Below are 17,479 nucleotides of genomic sequence, written 5' to 3'. Positions count from 1 at the left end.
GTCGTCGACCACCGCGACGCGGATCACTTCACCGATTTCGTGTCCCATGTCACCTCCAGCCAGGCGTTGCGTGTCATATCGGGTTCGATGTCCACCCGGACTCGACGGTCCGGCACCAGTTGATTGCCGACGCCGACCGCCACCGACTCGAGGAGCGGTGCCGGGGTGCCGGTCGGGAAACAGAACGTGATCGCTACCTCGTCGGGAGTACCCCGTACGGTGAGCGTTGCCTCACCGGGCAGGGCCTCGGCCAGCATTCGGTCGGCCAGCTGGGCGAATGTCCGCTGCCAGCCCGGAGAGAGGACGTCGAGCCCTTCTCCGAGGTGGACGATCGGGACGATGTCGCGCTGCCGGGCGCTGCGGGTGACCGCGGCGACGGCGTCCAGCGTCGCTATCGGAGTCGTGAGGTCGTCGTGGTCGACCAGCGCCCTGACCTCGGCGGCGGCGAGCTCGCAGCGGCGTCGGACGAGCGGCGAGTCGGGGTCAGCGCTGCCGTTGGCCAGCGCGCGGAGCAGCGGGAACAGGTCCCGGTTGAGCGCCGCGTCCCGCTGAGTTCGATCGCTGATCACCGCCTGCCGCGCCGCGCGGGCGGCGTCCAACCCGTGCTGTTCGGCCAGGGCGGAGGCGGCCGCGGTCGCGTGCCGCCGTAGTTCGAAGACGATGACGAGCGCGCCGACCTGAGGAACCCCGGCACCGAAGACCACGCCCAGCGCGATCGCCAGCGCCGTGGTGGAGCCGTCCCACTCGATCGCGACCGCGATCAACGTGGTCAGCGCGATCGCCAGCCAGGCGAGGTCGAACAGGGCCGGGCGTCGCAGCGCGAACACCGCGAGGATCCAGCCCAGGACGCCGATCGGCCAGTTCGCCGGGGTGAGCAGGCCGTCGGGCGTGCAGTCGAGCAGGACGACGAGGGCGGCCGCGACCGAGACGCCGGTGATCCACCAGGCGTGGTGGTCGATCCAGTCCGAGGGGTGACCGCGCTTGCCCGCGAACGTGACGAGATAGACCTGGACGAACGTGATCAGGAAGAGCACGATCCAGCCGCCGACCGCGACCCAGCCGGACCGGTACTCCGACCAGCTGGTGATCAGCAAGCCGAGGCTCAGCGCGTGCCAGAAGTGGCCGATCCAGGCGAGGGCGAGAAGGCCGTAGCGGGTGTACCGGTCAGCGAGGATACGTTCTTCCGCGAGGTCGGCTGCGGGCCCTCCGGACCGGCGGGTGACGCTGCTGCGGGCGATGCCGTTGCGGGCGACGCCGTCGCCGGGTGCAGTGCGGCCTGGGGTGGCGCCCGCCGACGAAGAACCGTGGCCGTCGGCCGGTGGCTGGCCGTCGGTCGCGGCGCGGGGGGCGGGAAGCCGGCCGGCGCGCGCGGCGTCCGCGGCCGACCAGCGCAACGTCACCACGGTCCCGCGCCCGATCGCCGACTGCACGGCGGCCGTTCCGCCGACCGCGTTCATCCGACCGGCGAGCGACTTCGACAAGCCGAGACCGTCGCTGCGTGCCGTCGCCGGGTCGAAGCCGCGTCCACGGTCGTGGATCGTGAGTTCGAGCCAGCCGTCCGCGCCGCGCGCGGCCACCCCCACCTCGGTGGTGCCTGCGTGCTTCTCGACGTTGGAGAGCGCCTCCCGGCTCGCCGCCGCGAACGCCGCCGCCACGTCGGCCGGTAGCGGGTCGTCCGGAGCGCCGGTCGCGACGTACACGCGCAGCCCGCGGTACTCGGCCTGGCGCTGGACGACGGCCACCAGCTGGCTCCCGGTCCGGATCGGTGCGTCCGCTTCCGGATCGCGGGCGAGCGACTCCAGGTCGTCGGTGCACCGCGCGCGGACGACGTCCGCCCGGCCCTCCAGCCCACCTCGCGCGATCGCGGTCAGCGTCGTCAGCACGGTGTCGTGCAGCAGCAGGCGACGCACGCCGCGGTCGTGCAGGCGGGCGCGTTCGACCTCGTCCTCCTGGCGGGCGACGTTACGCGCCGTGATCGTGCCGCCCGCGTTCGTGGCCCCGAGCCGGACCAGCCGGACCAGCACGAGCCCGATCGCGGCCAGTGCGAGTAGCACGCCGATCGCCTGCGCGGTCGCGGCGATCGGCCGGGCCAGCCCGAACGGTTCGGTGCTCTCGGCTTCCACGCCCGCCAGCCGCGACCCGACCAGATAGGCGCCGACCGTGCCCAACGTCAGCAGCCAGGCGAGCGAGGCCCGCAGGCGCCAGGCGGCGAGCAGGACGGATACGCCTGCCCAGCCGACGACCCAGCTTCCGGCGGCGCCGGTGAACTCGGCCGGGACCAGCCGGACCATCGCGACCAGTAGTCCGGCGGAGACCGCGACATCACCGAGGACGAGCCAGTACGGGAGACGTCCGCGCCAGCACACCGCCCCTGCGCTCACCCCCCACAGCAGGGCTCCGGCCAGCAAGACGTCCCGCCAGTACGACGGAGCCGCCACCGGTCCGCTGCCGTACGCGACCACCGGAGCGACGACGCACCACGCGAACCGCAGCACGGCCCCGGAACGGGCGGCCACGGGGCCCAAGCCGACCTTTCCCGACAGGAGCGCGGAGGACGGTGCTGCGCCTTCCGGGGCGGGCGCCGTGCCGTCGTCCGGAAAGTCGGCCGGCACGTGCTCCGGTCTACCGCGTAATGCGGAGACCAATGTCAGCGGCATCCGCTCTATCCTTCGCTGTCGTCGGTTCTGCCAATTTGCTCTTTATGGGGCTTAACACACCGTCGGTAAACACGAAAAACCTTCAGGTATGAGGTCTTCCCCAGCTCCTGGGTACGTCACGCCGCCTGGCGTTTCCGTTCTTGGAGTTTGGGCGCCGCGCGCGTTCGGGTTCGTGATGACTTTGCGTGTTCAATCCGGGGAAAGGGTTCGCTCAGTGACTTCGGGGTGATCGGGTCGAGTAGTCGGAAGGCGATCTACGGCCGCGAAATGGCGCTCGGCGGCGACGCCGCCGAGCGGGCGCAGAACACGCCGATGGACACTGTGGATTCCCCGGAACCGGATTCCGCAATGGCGCGGGTGCGAGTATGCCCCCAAACTGGCGGCAGCGGGGGGCAGGCCTGATGTGCAGGCGCTAACCCGCCGGGACGGCCGAGTGCTCGGTCCCCCGTCCGGGTACCGAACTTCGTCCGGCTTAAGACATCCCGAAGCCCCGCCTAAACCGGCCGTCCGAGCCTGGAGCGCGCACGCCGGGCCCGGCACCATGAGAGCCGTTTAGGTGTCCGTCGGTCGACCCGGGGTTCGGCCGGTGCCGGTGCAGGTGCGTCCGGCGTGGAGCGGTGGAGGCAACAGCTTGGCCAGCAGGGCGTCGTTCGACGAAGGCGTTGAGGCGTGACCCGCGCACGTCGGGACGGGGCGGACGACGCACGGGACCTGCTGGCCGAGACGGACTTCTTCGGGGCGCCACGGTCGCGGGACGGCGGTGCGCGCGCTCGTGCCCGGTCGGGAGACACCGGGGAACTGCGCCAGATTGCCGAGCCCGCGGAGTCCGGTCGCGGTCGGCACCGTGACCCCGAGCCGCGTCGCCGTGCCGTTCCGAGCGTTGCGACCAGCGCCATCTCCGGTGCCGCCGCCGCGCGGACGAACGGCACCTCCAGCGCGTCGCCCGCCACGGGGCGGACGCCGGTCAGCGCCACTGCGCCGTCCTTCGACACGGGCGGCTGGTCGGGACGGCCGGAGTCCGGTCCCAGTAGCCCGTTCACTCGGGCCGGTACGGCAGAGACCCAGCTCGTGGCCGGGCAACCGGCGGCCGGGACCGAGGGGCGGTTCGCGGGCCTACGGCGGCTGTTACGGCGTCGCTGGTTCGCGCCGAGCCTGACCGGCGGTGCCGTGCTCTGCTCGGTCGCGTTCGTCACCGGCGTCGCCCAGTTCGCCGGTACCGCGTGCGCCGCGGTGCCACCCGCCGGAGTGACGACGAGCGGGGAAGCGACGTTCTACGACGGCGGCACCGGTAACTGCTCGTACCCGACGCTGCCGGCTGACGACCTCTACGTCGCGCTCGGCCCGGACGACTACTCCGACAGCGCGGCCTGCGGCGGCTACCTCGACGTCACCGGCCCCACGGGCAGCGTCCGGGTCAAGATCGTCGACCAGTGCCCGGAGTGCACCGCCGGTCACATCGACCTGAGTCGGGAAGCGTTCGCGCGCATCGCCGACCCGCAAGCGGGCGTCGTACCGGTGACCTACAGCGCGGTCAGCAACCCGTCGGTCCCCGCTGACCTCAGCGTCCGGGTCAAGGAAGGGTCGTCGGAGTTCTGGCTGGCACTCCTGATCGACAACCACGGCAATCCGCTGACGAAGGTCGAGGTGAGCGGCGCCGGCTCGACCGCGTTCACGGCGCTCAGCCGGACGTCGTTCAACTACTGGGTCGCCGAAGGCGGCGTCGGGGGCGGTCCCTTCTCGGTGCGGGTCACCGACAACGCCGGTCGTACCGCGACGATTCCGAACGTCACGCTCACCCCCGGCGCGGTGCAGCAGTCCACGGTCGCGCTCGGCGACGGTGTGCTGACCGCCCCGCCCACCAAGACAGCGACGCCGGGGCCGCAGAAGTCCCAGCAGACCACCCAGGCGCCGACGAACGGCGCCTCCGCGGAGTCCGCGAACGACGCCGACTCCTCGGCCGACGCCCCGCTGGCGGCGGCCGGTGACAGTAACAGTGACCAGACCGACGACACGACGGAGAGCGCGGTGACCCCGGACGCGTCCGCGTCCGAGGAAATCGCTGCGAACCCAGTGCCGTCGTCCTCCCTGGCGGTACCACGCGCTGAGGAAACGACGGCCGAATACACGGGGCGGAACTCATGTGGCTAGGCCCAGGGGGGCGACGGCGGTTGTTGCCCAAGCGAGGGCGTCGACGCCCGGCATCGGCACGGCGAGGTCCGATCGGTCCCCAACTCAGTAGGCCGCCCGCCGGTCAGCCGCGTTCCTCGCGCTGAACCCGGAGTAGCCGAGGCTTTGCACATTTCTGTCCCGTACCGGGGCGGCAACGGTGCAACGCCCGGCGGCGTACGCGTCGACGGCTCAGAATGGCCGCATGGCCTCCGCCACGGTCACCGTCGACCTGGTCGTCCGCGACCTCCTGCATACCGACCTCGCGGGGTGCGCGTGGACCGGTTCGCCGACCCACCTCCGCTACATCTCCGCTGCGCTCGGTCGGCGGGCGTCCGGAGCCGTCGACTACCTGGCGGTGTGCGGTCCGAGTGATCTCCCGCTGGGCGTCGGCGGGGTGGACTACCGCCGCCGTCCGGACGCCGGCTGGCTCTGGCAGTTCGTCGTGCACCCGGCGTTCCGCTCGTGTGGCCTCGGGACGCTGCTGGTGCGGGCCGCGGAGGACCGCATCCAGCGGCGGGGTTTAGCGCACGCCGAACTCGGTGTGGAGGCGACGAACACCGGCGCGCGTCGTCTGTACACGCGGTTGGGCTACCGGGTCACCCGTGAGGAGGGCGAGGAGTGGGACGCCGTGGATGCCGGGGGACGGCCGGTCCGCCGACGAGCCCACTGCGTGATGATGCGGCGGACGCTCGGGTCCGCCGACGGCGTCGTCGGGGTCAGTCCCCGGTCTCCACGACCTTCAGCAGGATGATCGACACGTTGTCCTTGCCGCCGCCCTCGAACGCGGCGTGCAGCAGCGCGTTGACGCTCTCCACCGGATCGGCGTGCGGATTGGCCAGCGCGGCGGGCAGGGCCTCCGGCTCGCTGTAGTCGGTGAGGCCGTCGCTGCAGAGAAGGAACCGGTCGCCGGGCACCACGCGGTGCGCGGAGACGTGCGGGTGGATGACGCTCTCCTGGCGGGTTCCGCCGAGGGTCTGCGTGACGATCGTGGTGAAGCGCCGCCCGGACGCCGGGTCGAGCGGCGGCGAGTCGTCGATCGAGAGCTGCTCCAGGGCGCCGTCGTCCGCCACTCGGTAACAGCGGCTGTCGCCGACGTTCAAGCAGAACGCGTGGTCACCGTCGAGTACGAGCCCCACCACGGTCGTCCCCATGCCGTACCAGTCGGGGTTGTGCGCCATCTCGGCGAACACCGCGTCGCTGGCTCCCCGGACGGCGGCGACGATCGACTCCTCGTCGTGCAGCTCAGGCGTCGCGTCGCTGAGCAGCGCGGCGGCGAGCCGGCTGGCGCGGAAGCCCTCGACGTGACCGCCCAGTCCGTCCGCCACCAAGAACGACACCGGGCGATCGGTGTTCACCTGGAGCCGTACCGGTTCGTTCTCGAACGCGCCGGAGAGGAACCCCGCCACCGCCAGAGTGTCTTCGTTGCGGCCGCGGACCAGGCCGTGATGCGTCACCGCGACTACGTCGACCCTGGTCACCGTGGACCTCCTCTACCGGCTCTGTGGCGACAGGCTATGCCCCGCCAGCATCCTGTGCTGCTTTCCGCGCCGCTCGACGCGGAAAGCAGCAGCGTCCGGGGCGTGGCTCACCACCGCTCGTCGCGTTGGGGGACGCCGCAGCCCGGACCGAGACTCACTGTGGACGCCGTTGACCGACGTCACCGCGCGGATGGTACCCAGTCCGCGCCGCGACGTCTGGTGGTGGCCCAATGCCGGGGCGTCGTCGAGCCCGGTTCGGGCTCCGTTCGAGCCCTCGTTCGGGCTCCGTTCGGGCCGCCTCCGGGCGCCTTCCAGCCGCCGCCGGGGCGGCTGGCGGCCTTCTGGCGGGGCGTCGAGCGGGTGCCGCGTCGCGGGTGCTTCTCGTGCGAGGGCCGAATGTCAAGGACGGAATTCGGCATCGGGGACAACTATTCGGGCTGGGGACGAGGCATTTCTCGCCGCTGAGGGGCGCATTCTCGATGCGTCGAATCCAGTGGGAGGTGCATCGTGGTTCTCGTTCGTATCGCCGCGTTCGCGGCGGGAATTCTCCTCGGCGTCGGAACGGGCACGGCTACCGCCGCGGAGGCGGCCGATCCGGTCACGTTCGGGGTGCGGTACTTCGCCGAGGGAGACAGCCGTCAGACGTATCTCTTCGCTCGTCAAGGCGGAGGGCTGGCGGGGGAGGCGTGGCTCGATTCCGCGGCGCACGACGGGCGCCGCGCCCGCGCGCTCGCCGTGTGCGACCGGCGATCGGGCGACGCCCCGGTGAATGCAGTTATTTCGGTGCCGGACGGACGGCGAATAACGTATTCCGCGCCCGTCGGCGGTGGCTGTTTCGAGCGGGTGCTCGGTTATCCGTTCTTCGAATGGAAATTGTCGGTAGGCGTGCATTCGTCCGGGGAGGTGCCGCCACCGCCGTTGATCTGACCGGCGGCGGTCCAGCGGAACTCGATCCGTCCGACCCGGTCGGCGACGGCGTCCCGGGCCCAGTGGCCGCGGACGCCCGGCCGGTCGGCGAGGTACGCGGTCAACGCGGCGGCGTCCCAGCCGTGGGCCTCGTGCAACCCGCTGGCGATCAGACCGAGGTAGCGCGGTGCCGGCGGATTGGGCTCGACGTCCCCGCACGCCCACGGCGCGGTGAACGTCAGCATCGGATGCCCGTCGAGGACGCCGGGGGACGCCAGCGTCTCGTACCGCCCCGGTCCGAGCCGGGCCCGGCCGGTCGACAGCACTTCGGCCAGGTCGAGGTCCTCGTCCGGGTGCCGCGCCATCTCCTGGGCCGCGACGTCGGCGAACTGGCCCGCGGTGAGCAGGTAGGCGCGCGCGGCTGCCCGGCCGGGCAGCGCTCGGTCGTAGAACGCCATGCCGCCGGTCCAGGTGCGGGACTCGAGCGCGAAGTAGATGCCACCGGGGAGGAAAACCGGGACCGTGCGACGGGGCGGGCGGGGGTCGCGGCACCCGGGATAGGTGCGTGCGGCGCCCGGCGGACGCCCGCCGGTGAGGTAGTAGCGCAAGCGGTCCGCATGCATGTTCGAGCCGTACGCGACGTACCACACCAACCGGGTCACCCCTCCAGTGAACCTTTTCGCGGCGGTGGCACGCGGCGGCGGGTGGTGGCGCGCGCTTGTAGGTGGTGGGCAGTGACCGCCGAGGCGGTTGCTCCGTCGGCGCGTAGGCTTCCGAACTGTGACTGTGTCTGGCGACGGGTCGGGTACGAGGCCCACCGAGCCCGCTGAGCCGACGCTGGACGCCCGGATCGACTCGTGGCTGCGCAGCCTGTCCCGGATGCGGAGCGAGAACTCGGGCCGGAAGAAGAAACCCACGAAGATCACCCGTGTGCTGGCCTACTGGCCGGCCGAGCAGTGGGACGCGATGGCGGCGCGCTGGCCACGGCTCGTCCCGGAGTACGGCGACCAGCACGACACGCACCGGCGCATGGTCGAGGTCATGCTGCGGCGGCACGCGGAGAACGCCGACGCGGCGCTCGGCGTCGCGTCGATGAGCGTGGAGGGGCTGGCGGAGTTCGCGCGTGCCCGCGACCTCGACCCGGCGGTGTCCGAGACCCGGGCGGCGTACGCGGCGGAGCTCGGGCGGGCCGGCACCACGGTGACGGCCTGGCCGCCCGCGCTGCGCGAGAAGTGCTGGTGCGGGTCCGGCGCGACCTACCGAGAGTGCTGCGCGGCCCGCGGCTGACGGATCAGGGACCGACGAGTTGGGCCCGGCCCTCACGGACCGGGTAGGCCAGCGTCGTGGTGACCACCAGCGGGGCGAGTGCTCCGCCGCTGCCGTCCGACCCGGCCCAGGTCACCGCCCAGGTGATGGCCACCGACGCCCGGTATTCGCCGCCCGGCCGGTCCGCGGACGTCCGGCGGTAGGTGTGGCCGCAGTCGGGTGATCCGGCCGGGCCTCGGCGCGGGTCCTCCAGCGGCGTCCCGGGGGTGCGGCAGACGACTCGGCTCCCGTCACCCGGACGCCACGTGAGCCGGACCGGGGCAGCGCTGACCACCGCCGTCACCGCACCCGCCCGGACCTCACGGGTCAGCGGCGTCCCGGACGGCTGCCAGTGCGCCGGGTCGGTCCAGAGCCAGGCGGGAGCGCCGGTGAGCCCGCCGGTCGTGCCGTCGGCGAACCGGACGAGCGGCCGCACGGTCGGCCGGGGCAGCGGAATCGTCAAGCGGCTCCTGGCCTCGACGGCGAGCGCGACGACGTCGTCCGGTGCCGTGCCCGGAGCCGAGCCACTGCCGACGTTGCAGAGCAGGCTCGTCGACGCGTTGGGCACGATGCAGGCCTCGTCCCACGCCTCCGGAGCGTCTGCGGCGGTCGGCGCCCGCGGACGGGACGGCCGGGTGGCGGATCGTCCGTCGTCGCGGACCGTGATGTCCACCGACCGCCGGTTGTCCCCGGTCACCGTGACCGGGTCTTCTCCCGCCTGGGCGGCCGCTGCGGGGGACGTCAGCGCTGCGAGACATCCGACGAGCGCCCCGGCGACCAACCATCGCCCGGGTCGCGCCCAGCAGCTTCCTCGCCGGGCCGCCTTGCGGCGGCGGGGCACCGTGCTGCGGCGGGCCGGCACGGAGCTCAGCACGTGGCGCCCCGCGGGTACGTCACCGCCGAAACGCGCCAGCGGCCGTCCGTACCCCGGACGAGGTTGGCGCGGACCGGGTTGCGTGGCACGCCCCGGGTCACCGGTGCGCCGGTGGAGGCTTCGGCCACCCCCGATCGACTGGAGTCCAGGCAGCCCTCGACCAGTGCGAGCGAGCCGTCGACCCGGACGACCTGCTGCACCGGCACGTCGGCGCCGTAGTTCGTCTGCCCGTTCGCTTCCAGCACCGCGAGGCTGCGGACCACGTGGCTCAGCTCCGGCTCGGTCGTCACCGGAGCGAGGACCGCGACCCGCCGGTTCGCAGGTGCGGCCGCCGCAGCGGGCAGGGCTTCGGCCCAGAAGCGGGTGTACTGCGCCAGCACGTCCACCTCGACCGCGGAGTGCGGTGGTGACGCGGCGGACGGCTCGCCCGCCGACGAGGCCCCGGCCGACGCGGCACTCGGGGCCGCGGGTGGGAGCGATCCGTAGTTCTCCGCGCCGCTACAGGCGGCACCCACGAGGAGACACGCCGCCGCCAACGCGCGCGCCGTCCACATGAATCAACGGTAGCGATCTCCTCACGAGCTGTGTTCGGTTTCCACAGGCGCGTGGTCCCCTGGCCACTGCCGTAGCGTGGCTTCGTACTGCGCGCGGACGACGTCCACCAGCTTCTCGATCTCGTCGATCGGCCACTCCGCGGTCTCGATCGGCTCCAGCACCGTCACGTCCACCGTGCCGGGGTGCACCAGGAGGGAGTCCCGCCACATCAGGTCCCCGGCGTTCCGGATCACGATCGGCACGATCGGTACCCCGGCCTCCACGGCCAGGTAGAAGCCGCCCTTCTTGAACCGTCCGAGCCGTGGTGTCGGCGATCGGGTGCCCTCCGGCGCGATCGCGATCGACACACCGGCCCGCAGCTTCGCCACCGCCGGCTCCAGCGCGGCACGCCCCCGTCCGGCCGCACGGTCCACGTACGCGACGTCCAGGAGCGCGCCGATCGCGGCGAACCGCGGGTCGGACCGGGCCTCCCTCTTCACGACCGCGGTGACGTCCCGGCGGATCAGGCTGCCCAGGATCGCCATGTCCAGCCCGCTCTGGTGGTTGAACATGAAGACCGCCGGACGCCGCGCCCAGAGGTTGTGCTCCCCGCTCACCCGCAGGCGCACCCCGGCGAGCGAGAGAGCCAGATCCGGGCCGATCGAGCCGGCCAGGTTCGCCGCCGTCGCCCGCGAGCGGCTCAGCAGCCCGACGCCGGTGCTCAGCCCGACCGACCCCAGCAACGCACTGAGCGCGACGCTCGTCCGGACCAGCGCACCGACCCCGAAGTGACTCCCCGGCGGGTCGAGGCGCAGCACCGGCCAGTCGTGCAGCAACGCTGCGGCGGGCAGGTCGCCGTCCGGATTGAGCGCACAGGGGTAGCCGGCCACCGCGAGGAACGGCACGTCCTCGGCGCCGTTGGAGTACGCGTAGCTGTCGGTCAGCGTGATCCCGGCCCGCTCCGCGTAGGCCTCGACCGCGCGGGCCTTCGCCGGTCCCCAGAGCGCCCCACCGTCCAGGAGGCCGGTGAGCATGCCGTGGGCGACCCCGTGCCGGGTGCACAGCACGTCGTCGAGCTCCAGGTCGCGAGCCACCGGACCGGCCTGGAACCAGGTTGCCGACGTGGCCATCACCAGCGTGTGTCCGGCCCGGCGGTGCGCCTCCACCAGCTGTCGCGCCCCGGGATAGACCAGCCCGGCGATCTGCTGCCGGAAGAGCCGCTCGCCCCACTCCTCCAGGTCCTCTTCCTGGCGTCCGGCGAGCGCTCCGACCGCGAACGCGGCGAGCGCGTCCAGGTCGGCGCCGCGGAGACGCATGTCCAGCGCGAGCCCGAGCGTCTGCCCGAGTTCTCGCAGGCCGACGTCGCGCTTCCGGATCCGGTCCCGGTAGACCGCCACGGCCGTATAGCCGTCGATCAGCGTTCCGTCGAGGTCGAAGAACGCGCCGACGCTTGGCCCCTGTGGGCCGGCGGCTATCTCGGCCAGTCGATCGTTCAGCTTCACGATCGAGATACCCCCGGTCGGCGGGCGCTCACCGTCACGGTCGGCGACGCGGCGCTGTCAGCTGCTCCCGGCGATCCGGACGCCGAGCCGTGGCTCGCCTCGGTCGTGCCGCCGACGGCGCCCGCCTCCGGACCGCCCGCCTCCGAACCGCCCGCCTCTGGACCGCCCGCCTCCGGACCGCCCGCCTCCGAACCGCCCGCCTCTGGACCGTCCGCTTCCGAGCCGGCCGCCCGGAAGCCGGTCGTCCCGGCCCCGGCGCCGGTAGCGGTCGGATCGGGTCCGGCGCCGGTCGTCCCGAGTCCGGCGCCGGTCGTCTCGGTTTCGGCAGCAGTCGGATCGGGTCCGGCCGCTCCCGAGCCGCCCGGGTCGGATCCGCCGGGCGGACCCCCGGTGGACGGGTGATCGGCCGCCGCCTCGGCGGACGGGCCTTCGGAGGAGCCGGTTCCGCCGAGGGCGAGCGTCCGCACCTGGCGCACCCGGCGGACCCAGCCGTCGATCTCGTCCGCGAACTCCTGCCGAGCCCGGCGCACCTCGTCCCGGCCCGGGTCGACCAGGTCGCGGTTCGCCGCCAGCTTGAGTGCGGTGGCGAACAGCTCCCCGGAGATCGACTCGGTGCTGGCCAGCTGCTGCTGCATCCGGAGCTGCCTGGCGACGTCCAGGCACTCCCGGGTGAACGCCTTGGTCTCCACCGGCTGACGTGGATCGCGCGCGGCCAGCCGCTGGGCGACCACCCAGTACGCCTCCAGGAACGGCTGCAGCACCCGGTGGGCCAAGTGCGGCCGGGCGGAGGCCAGCAGCGTCGCGGCGCCGTCCGGGTCGCTCAGGCGCGACCGCCAGTCCGGGTCGATCAACGCCAGCTCGCGGTGCAGCTCGGTCCGGAACGCTTCCTTGTCGCTGAAGAAGAACTCGAACTTGAGCAGGTCCCGCAGCGCCAGGGCGGCCTGCCAGCCGTACTCCAGCAGAGCCATCTCGCTCGGTGCGGCGGCCGCCGCACCCGCGGTGCCCGGCTGCGCAGCGTCCGCGTGCGCCTCGGAACGGAGCTGTCGCGCAGCGACAGCCTGCAGCATGAGCTCGGCCACCGCCCGCGTGATCAGGAAGTGAATCGTGTTGTTCCGGTAGAAGGCGGCGACCAGGTGCTGGTCGGGGCCGACCCGATACACCGGCTCGATGCCCTTGTCGTAACGCTCGACGACCCCGGCGTTCGCCAGCTCGTCCAGCGTGTGGCGGACGCCGCGCTCGTCGGCGAGCCCGAGCCCGGTGCGGTTGGCCAGCCCACGTGCCGAGAAGTAGGCCACCAGCGGGTCGAGGACGGCGGTGACCTCGGCGACGGTGAGCGCGCGGTCCTCGATCCCGAGCAGGGCGAGCGTGACCAACGACCGGGGCATCACCGGGCTGGCCTCATTGATCCGGTGACTGACCTCGAAGGCGGTCTTCTGCACCGCCAGGCGGGTGTCGGGCTCGTCGGCGAGTGCCTTCCGCAGCGAGAGCGGCTCGCCGAACCGCACCTGGACGTGGCCTCGCTGGGTGTCCTGAGCCCGGTTGAACTTGAGCAACCAGGCGAAGCTCTCCGGCGACTTCGCGGCGCCGTGTGCCTCCTCGGCCATCACGCCGACCTCGTAGAGCTGGTCGTAGCTGAGCGCGACCGGCACCAGGTAGACGTCCTGGGCGCCGCTCGACCGGAACGCCTCGGCCAAGTACGTGAGCAGGCCGTAGCGGGGCGGGCGGAGCTTGCCGGTGCGGCTGCGGCCGCCCTCGATGTACCACTCCAGGTTGAAGCGCTTGGAGAGCAGGTAGCCCATGTACTCGCGGAGGACCCAGCGGTACACGGCGTCGTCGGCGATGCTGCGCCGGATGAACACGTAACCGCTGCGGCGGGTCAGCGGCCCGACCGGCCAGAAGTCGATGTTGATGCCGCCCATCACGTGGTTGAGCGGCAGGCCGTGGGCGAGCAGCGCCGGCCGGAGCACCAGCGGATCGAGATAGGACCGGTGGCTGGGCAGGAACACGAGCGGGTACTTGCGCCCGAGCTCGCGCAGTTCGTCGGCCTTCGAGTCGTCGACCGTTACCCGGTAGGCGCGGGAGAAGTACCGGCCGAGGCGGTTCCAGGCGTCGATCGCCCGACGGCTCTGGGCGGCGACCATCTGTTGCAGCGCGGTCAGCGCCCGCTGGTAGACCTCCTCGACGGGCAGGTCCAGCTCGACCGCGAGCTTCTCGACGCCGGTGCGGAAGCGAGGGCTCGCGGTGATCTCTTCAACGACGTACCGGGCGACCTTGTACTGGCTTCCGATCAGCGCGCGCTCGGCACGGTCGAGGGCGAGCACGGCCTGGCGCTGAACAAACCGCGCGAAGTCGGCTCGATTGCCTGCCGACGCCTGCCGCTGCCACCGCTCGCGCAGGTCGTCGACGGTGGCGGGCTCACCGACCAGTACCCGGTGCCGGTCGGATCCGCGGCGCAGGAGCAGCCGCTGTACGGTCGCCTGCTTGCGGCGGGCGCCCATCCGGACCACGGCCGTACGGACCTTCGCGAGCGGTTTGTCGCTCTCCTCGGCCGGGAGCCAGGCCACCCGGAGCGGGGTGACCAGCAGGTCGCCGGCGTCCGCGAGGGTTTCGTGGAGTCGTTCGTCGGTCAGGTCGACGACCAGCCGCCCACTGTCGCGGTCGCCGTTCTCGGCGCCCAGCTGCTCGGTGAGCCAGGCGGCGATCACTTGCCGTTCCTGTGGGGTGTCCGACTGGACCAGGTACAGCGTCCCGCGCTGGACGGATTCTGCTTCTGGGTCGCGCACGATGCGCTCCTTCCGTCCGCTGGTTCAGGTGTTCTCCGGGCGGGTGCCCGGTCCGCCGTCGCCCGCAGCGCCGCCGGTTGGGGATCCGCCGGCCGCCGTGTCGTCGGGCGGCGCGGCGGCCCGTTTGCGCGAGCGCCCAGCTCCCGCACCGTCGGCGGTCGAGGCCGCGCGTTTCCGCGGACGAGCGGTGGCGCTCGCGTTCGTGGCGCCGCCGCTCGCTGCGGCGGCCCGCTTGCGGGGACGCGCGGTACCCCCGCCGTCGGTGGCCGCGCGCTTACGGGCCTTCGGCTTTCCCGCAGCGGCCGTGGACCGCTTTCCCGCACCTCCGGCGGCGAGCGCGAGCACCTCGGCGAGTCCTTCGGAGAGGCACTCGAGGAACAGGTCCGGCTCGGTCACCGCCGCCGTGTCGATCGTGACGCCGATGCAGCACGTGCCGGTGTGCGACACGAGCGTCGCCATGACGCCGCAGCCGGGCGCGGGGGCGAACGGGAACATCCGGTCGATCCGCGCGCCGGCCATGTAGACCGGCACCGGAATGCCCGCCACGTTGCTCGCCTGCAGGTCGATCAGGCTGGTCTGGCCGAGGTACCAGCGAGCCACCGCCGCCACCGGGAGTCGGGACAGCGCCGGGGCGGCGAGCGACAGGATGTCGGCCGCCGGCTCGGCGCGCGCGTCCAGCACCAGCTCACGGATCCGCCGGATGCGGTCGGCCGGGTCCCGGATCCCGATCGGCGCGGCGAACCGCGCGACGCCGAACCGGTTCCCGCCCATCGGGTCGGCGGAGTCGCGCAGGCTGATCGGCATCCCGATCGGCAGCAGGTCGATCGGCGCGTCCATCCGCTCGTGGTAGCGGCGGAAGCCGCCGAGCAACGCCGCCAGGTACGCGTCGTTGAGCGAGCCGCCCGCGGCCTTCGCGGCGGCCCGCAACTCGTCGACGGTCGTCTCCAGCGTGCCGAACCTCCGGCCGAGACCTCGTTCGCGCATGATCGGCGACGGCGGGCAGGCCGGTGGCGCGGCCAGCCGCAGCATCGACTGCGCGAACTCGATCGCGCTCCCCGGGTCGCGGACCACCCGCTCGGCCAGCTGGAAACCGGACCGGGCCTGGTCGACCAGGGTCTCCGGGAGCGTCCGGGCCCGGTCGGTCAGCTGCTCGCGCAGCGCGCCGAGGCCGCTCAGCCGTTCGGGCGGCGGCGGCAGCGCGGACGGCTTGCCCGGCGTGGGCTCGCGCCGACGGCTGTGCAGCAGCGTGACCAGCTGCATGCCGCCCATGCCGTCGGTGATGCTGTGGTGGGTTTTGAGTAGGTAAACAGCCTTCCCGTCGGAAAGCCCTTCGATCAGCAGCGCCTCCCACGGCGGCCGGGCCCGGTCGAACGGCCGGTCGACCACGGTGCGGCACAGCTCCAGCGCCGCCTCGAACGTGCCCGGCTCGGAGAGGCGGACCCGGCGCAGGTGGTAGTCGAGGTCGAATTCCGGATCCACCGACCACACCGGCTTGCCGAGCTGAAACGGCGGATCCACCACCCGCATGCGGAATCGCGGAATCACCCCGAGCGCCCACTCGTGGGCGGCGACCAGCCGAGCCCAGTCGGGAGTGGTGTCGAGGACGTCGATCGCGGCGATCGTCGACCGTAACCGCGGCTCGGCGGTCTCCAGCCGCCACATGCCGGCCTCGAAGTCCGACATCGTCCGGCTGGAACCCCAGCCGAGTGCCCCGTAGTCGACGTCCACCGCGCTGGGTGGGAGTTCGAGCCCGGTCACCGCCACCTCCCCGGTTTGGTCGCGGCGCCCCGATCTGGTTATTTCGGTCGCGCGCGTCCCACTTTGCTTGCCCCGGATGTGGCCCGCAACACACTTGGCGATATCGGTGTTCGTGTCGACCGGGTCAGGTCGATCGGGAGCCACATCGGCCGGAGCGATCGGAGGTCGACGGCGTCCGGGCAGGTATTACGGTGTGCGACCGCTCCCGGGTCCCGGTAAGCCTCGGAGAACTCGTCCAGCATCTCGTCCAACGCGTTCTCCAGCCACGCCACCGCTGGCTCGGAGAGGCTCTGCCGGCGCCCGGCCCAGCGGATCCACGCCGCGAGGACGCCGGGCATCGCGCTCTTCGCCGCCGCGTCCAGCACCGCGTGTTCGGGGACGTCGACCAGCAGCAGTTCGTCGAGCACGCCGGGGCCGACCCGAGCCGGCGTGTCGGCGTGGGCCAGCGCGCGGTCGATCAGCAGCCCCGCCCAGCGTGCGGCCAGCTCGGCGTCGGGCAGGTCGGCCGCTTCCGGAGCGGCGAGGAACTCCTCGACCAGGGCTTCCGGCTCCACGGCAGGCTCCGGGACGATGCTTCCGATGCTCGGTGGCAGCTGCCGGATCCGGGCCAGGGCCAGCGCCCGGTGCGGTGCCAGCTCCTCGTTGACGCGGGGCTCGACCAGCCCGTCGGTGATCGCGAACGCCTGCTGCAGGCGGCGCCGGGCCGCTGCGGGTTCGATCGGCTCCAGGAACGCGAACGGCGTCGAGGCCAGCTCGTACTGCAGGTCGGCGAGGCTGCTGGCGACCGCCTCGGTGAAGAAGACGTCCTTGGCGATGCCGCCCAGCGTGTGGTCGATCAGGACCAGCATCGCGTGCTCGCTCGACCCGCGGCGGAACGCGCAGAGAACGGTCTCCTGGTCGCCGAACACGTCGCCGTAGCGCCAGCACTCTCCGGCGGAGACGTCGTCGGCTGCCCCGTCGGCAGGTACTGCCCAGCGTGGACGCGGTACTCCGGTGGCCGCGATCCGGTCCGCCGCAACTGTCGCGGCCCGCCGTGCGGACGCGCTGCCGGCGATCCTGCTCAGCGCGGTCAGTGCGGTCAGCGCCGCCGGGCGGTCGGGGTCGTCGAGGGCTTCGGCGGCGGCGATCCACGCGTCCGCGAACGTCTCCTCAGCCGCCGGATCGCCGTCCGTGGCCGCCCACACCGCGCCGAGCACGTCGGAGCACCAAAGCTCCGCCTGGATCGGGTCGTCCTCGTCGACCAGGCCAGCGGCCTGCCGGAACAGCAGTCGGACGAGGTTCTCGGGTAGTGCGTCCGCCGGGTGGGTGGTTTCCGGCGGAGGGGGAGTAGCCAGGGACAAATGCGAGGACGAGCGCGGGCGGCTCGCTGGCGGCCTGCGCTTGGGCGTCCGTTGGCTCATACGCCAAGATCCTTCCACCGATTCGTCTGGTGCGACGACGACGCCCCGGTATTGATTGATAATCACCGTTTTATCGGGGAAATCGGATGCTGGTGATACCAGGGAGTATCAGG

Annotated in this window: 12 protein-coding genes; 3 read left to right on the top strand and 9 right to left on the bottom strand. The window is 72.5% G+C overall.

Annotated features, from left to right (window positions below; all coding sequences use genetic code 11):
- Positions 1-23: 23 nt before the first annotated feature.
- Positions 24-2,657: an ATP-binding protein gene (locus tag ABEB28_RS11960; protein WP_345728110.1), complete on the bottom strand. Its 2,634-nt coding sequence runs from the start codon at positions 2,655-2,657 to the stop codon at positions 24-26.
- Between the two features lie 669 nt (positions 2,658-3,326).
- Here ABEB28_RS11960 and ABEB28_RS11955 point away from each other — a divergent pair.
- The gene (locus ABEB28_RS11955; RefSeq protein WP_345728109.1) at positions 3,327-4,805 is read left to right on the top strand and encodes an expansin EXLX1 family cellulose-binding protein; all 1,479 of its coding nucleotides are present in this window, start codon (positions 3,327-3,329) and stop codon (positions 4,803-4,805) included.
- Positions 4,806-5,028: 223 nt separating this feature from the next.
- Positions 5,029-5,577 carry a GNAT family N-acetyltransferase gene (locus tag ABEB28_RS11950; protein ID WP_345728108.1) on the top strand — a complete coding sequence of 183 codons (549 nt, stop codon included), beginning with the start codon at positions 5,029-5,031 and terminating at the stop codon, positions 5,575-5,577.
- Here the strand turns inward: ABEB28_RS11950 and ABEB28_RS11945 are convergent.
- Together ABEB28_RS11945 and ABEB28_RS11940 are read right to left on the bottom strand one after the other, a co-directional pair.
- The gene (locus tag ABEB28_RS11945; RefSeq protein WP_345728107.1) at positions 5,543-6,304 is read right to left on the bottom strand and encodes a PP2C family protein-serine/threonine phosphatase; all 762 of its coding nucleotides are present in this window, start codon (positions 6,302-6,304) and stop codon (positions 5,543-5,545) included. The genes ABEB28_RS11950 and ABEB28_RS11945 overlap by 35 nt on opposite strands.
- Before the next feature lie 851 nt (positions 6,305-7,155).
- A complete protein-coding gene (locus ABEB28_RS11940; RefSeq protein ID WP_345728620.1) occupies positions 7,156-7,863 on the bottom strand; it encodes a histone deacetylase in 708 nt (235 codons plus the stop codon).
- 127 nt (positions 7,864-7,990) lie between these two features.
- Between ABEB28_RS11940 and ABEB28_RS11935 the strand changes: the two genes are divergently transcribed.
- Entirely contained in the window at positions 7,991-8,497 is a 507-nt protein-coding gene (locus ABEB28_RS11935) for an SEC-C metal-binding domain-containing protein (protein ID WP_345728106.1), read from the top strand.
- Positions 8,498-8,501: 4 nt separating this feature from the next.
- On the opposite strand, the gene ABEB28_RS11930 is transcribed toward ABEB28_RS11935, so the two are convergent.
- Genes ABEB28_RS11930 through ABEB28_RS11905 form a run of 6 tightly spaced genes read right to left on the bottom strand, consistent with a single transcriptional unit; the run spans position 8,502 to position 17,366 of the window.
- Positions 8,502-9,389, bottom strand: a complete 888-nt coding sequence (locus ABEB28_RS11930; protein ID WP_345728105.1) for a hypothetical protein — start codon at positions 9,387-9,389, stop codon at positions 8,502-8,504.
- Positions 9,383-9,943, bottom strand: a complete 561-nt coding sequence (locus ABEB28_RS11925) for a hypothetical protein (protein ID WP_345728104.1) — start codon at positions 9,941-9,943, stop codon at positions 9,383-9,385. Before ABEB28_RS11925 ends, ABEB28_RS11930 begins: the two co-directional genes overlap by 7 nt.
- A 21-nt stretch (positions 9,944-9,964) precedes the next feature.
- On the bottom strand, positions 9,965-11,428 hold the full coding sequence (locus tag ABEB28_RS11920; protein ID WP_376980330.1) for an HAD-IB family hydrolase: 1,464 nt from the start codon (positions 11,426-11,428) through the stop codon (positions 9,965-9,967).
- Positions 11,422-14,208, bottom strand: coding sequence for a glycerol-3-phosphate 1-O-acyltransferase (locus ABEB28_RS11915; RefSeq protein WP_345728102.1), 2,787 nt, complete (start codon positions 14,206-14,208; stop codon positions 11,422-11,424). The genes ABEB28_RS11920 and ABEB28_RS11915 overlap by 7 nt, the downstream gene beginning before the upstream one ends.
- 24 nt (positions 14,209-14,232) lie before the next feature.
- Positions 14,233-15,966, bottom strand: a complete 1,734-nt coding sequence (locus ABEB28_RS11910) for a wax ester/triacylglycerol synthase domain-containing protein (protein WP_345728101.1) — start codon at positions 15,964-15,966, stop codon at positions 14,233-14,235.
- 38 nt (positions 15,967-16,004) lie between these two features.
- Entirely contained in the window at positions 16,005-17,366 is a 1,362-nt protein-coding gene (locus ABEB28_RS11905; RefSeq protein ID WP_345728100.1) for a hypothetical protein, read from the bottom strand.
- Positions 17,367-17,479: the final 113 nt, after the last annotated feature.

The organism is Cryptosporangium minutisporangium, assembly GCF_039536245.1.
Lineage (GTDB): Bacteria > Actinomycetota > Actinomycetes > Mycobacteriales > Cryptosporangiaceae > Cryptosporangium > Cryptosporangium minutisporangium.
The sequence above is the reverse complement of the archived record's forward strand: the minus strand, read 5'-3'. Positions and strand labels throughout refer to the sequence as shown.

Bases quoted from the DNA above. Each gene is read 5' to 3' on its own strand.
- ABEB28_RS11925 (WP_345728104.1), bottom strand. From the start codon at position 9,943: ATGTGGACGGCGCGCGCGTTGGCGGCGGCGTGTCTCCTCGTGGGTGCC.
- ABEB28_RS11905 (WP_345728100.1), bottom strand. From the start codon at position 17,366: ATGAGCCAACGGACGCCCAAGCGCAGGCCGCCAGCGAGCCGCCCGCGC.
- ABEB28_RS11960 (WP_345728110.1), bottom strand. From the start codon at position 2,657: ATGCCGCTGACATTGGTCTCCGCATTACGCGGTAGACCGGAGCACGTG.
- ABEB28_RS11950 (WP_345728108.1), top strand. From the start codon at position 5,029: ATGGCCTCCGCCACGGTCACCGTCGACCTGGTCGTCCGCGACCTCCTG.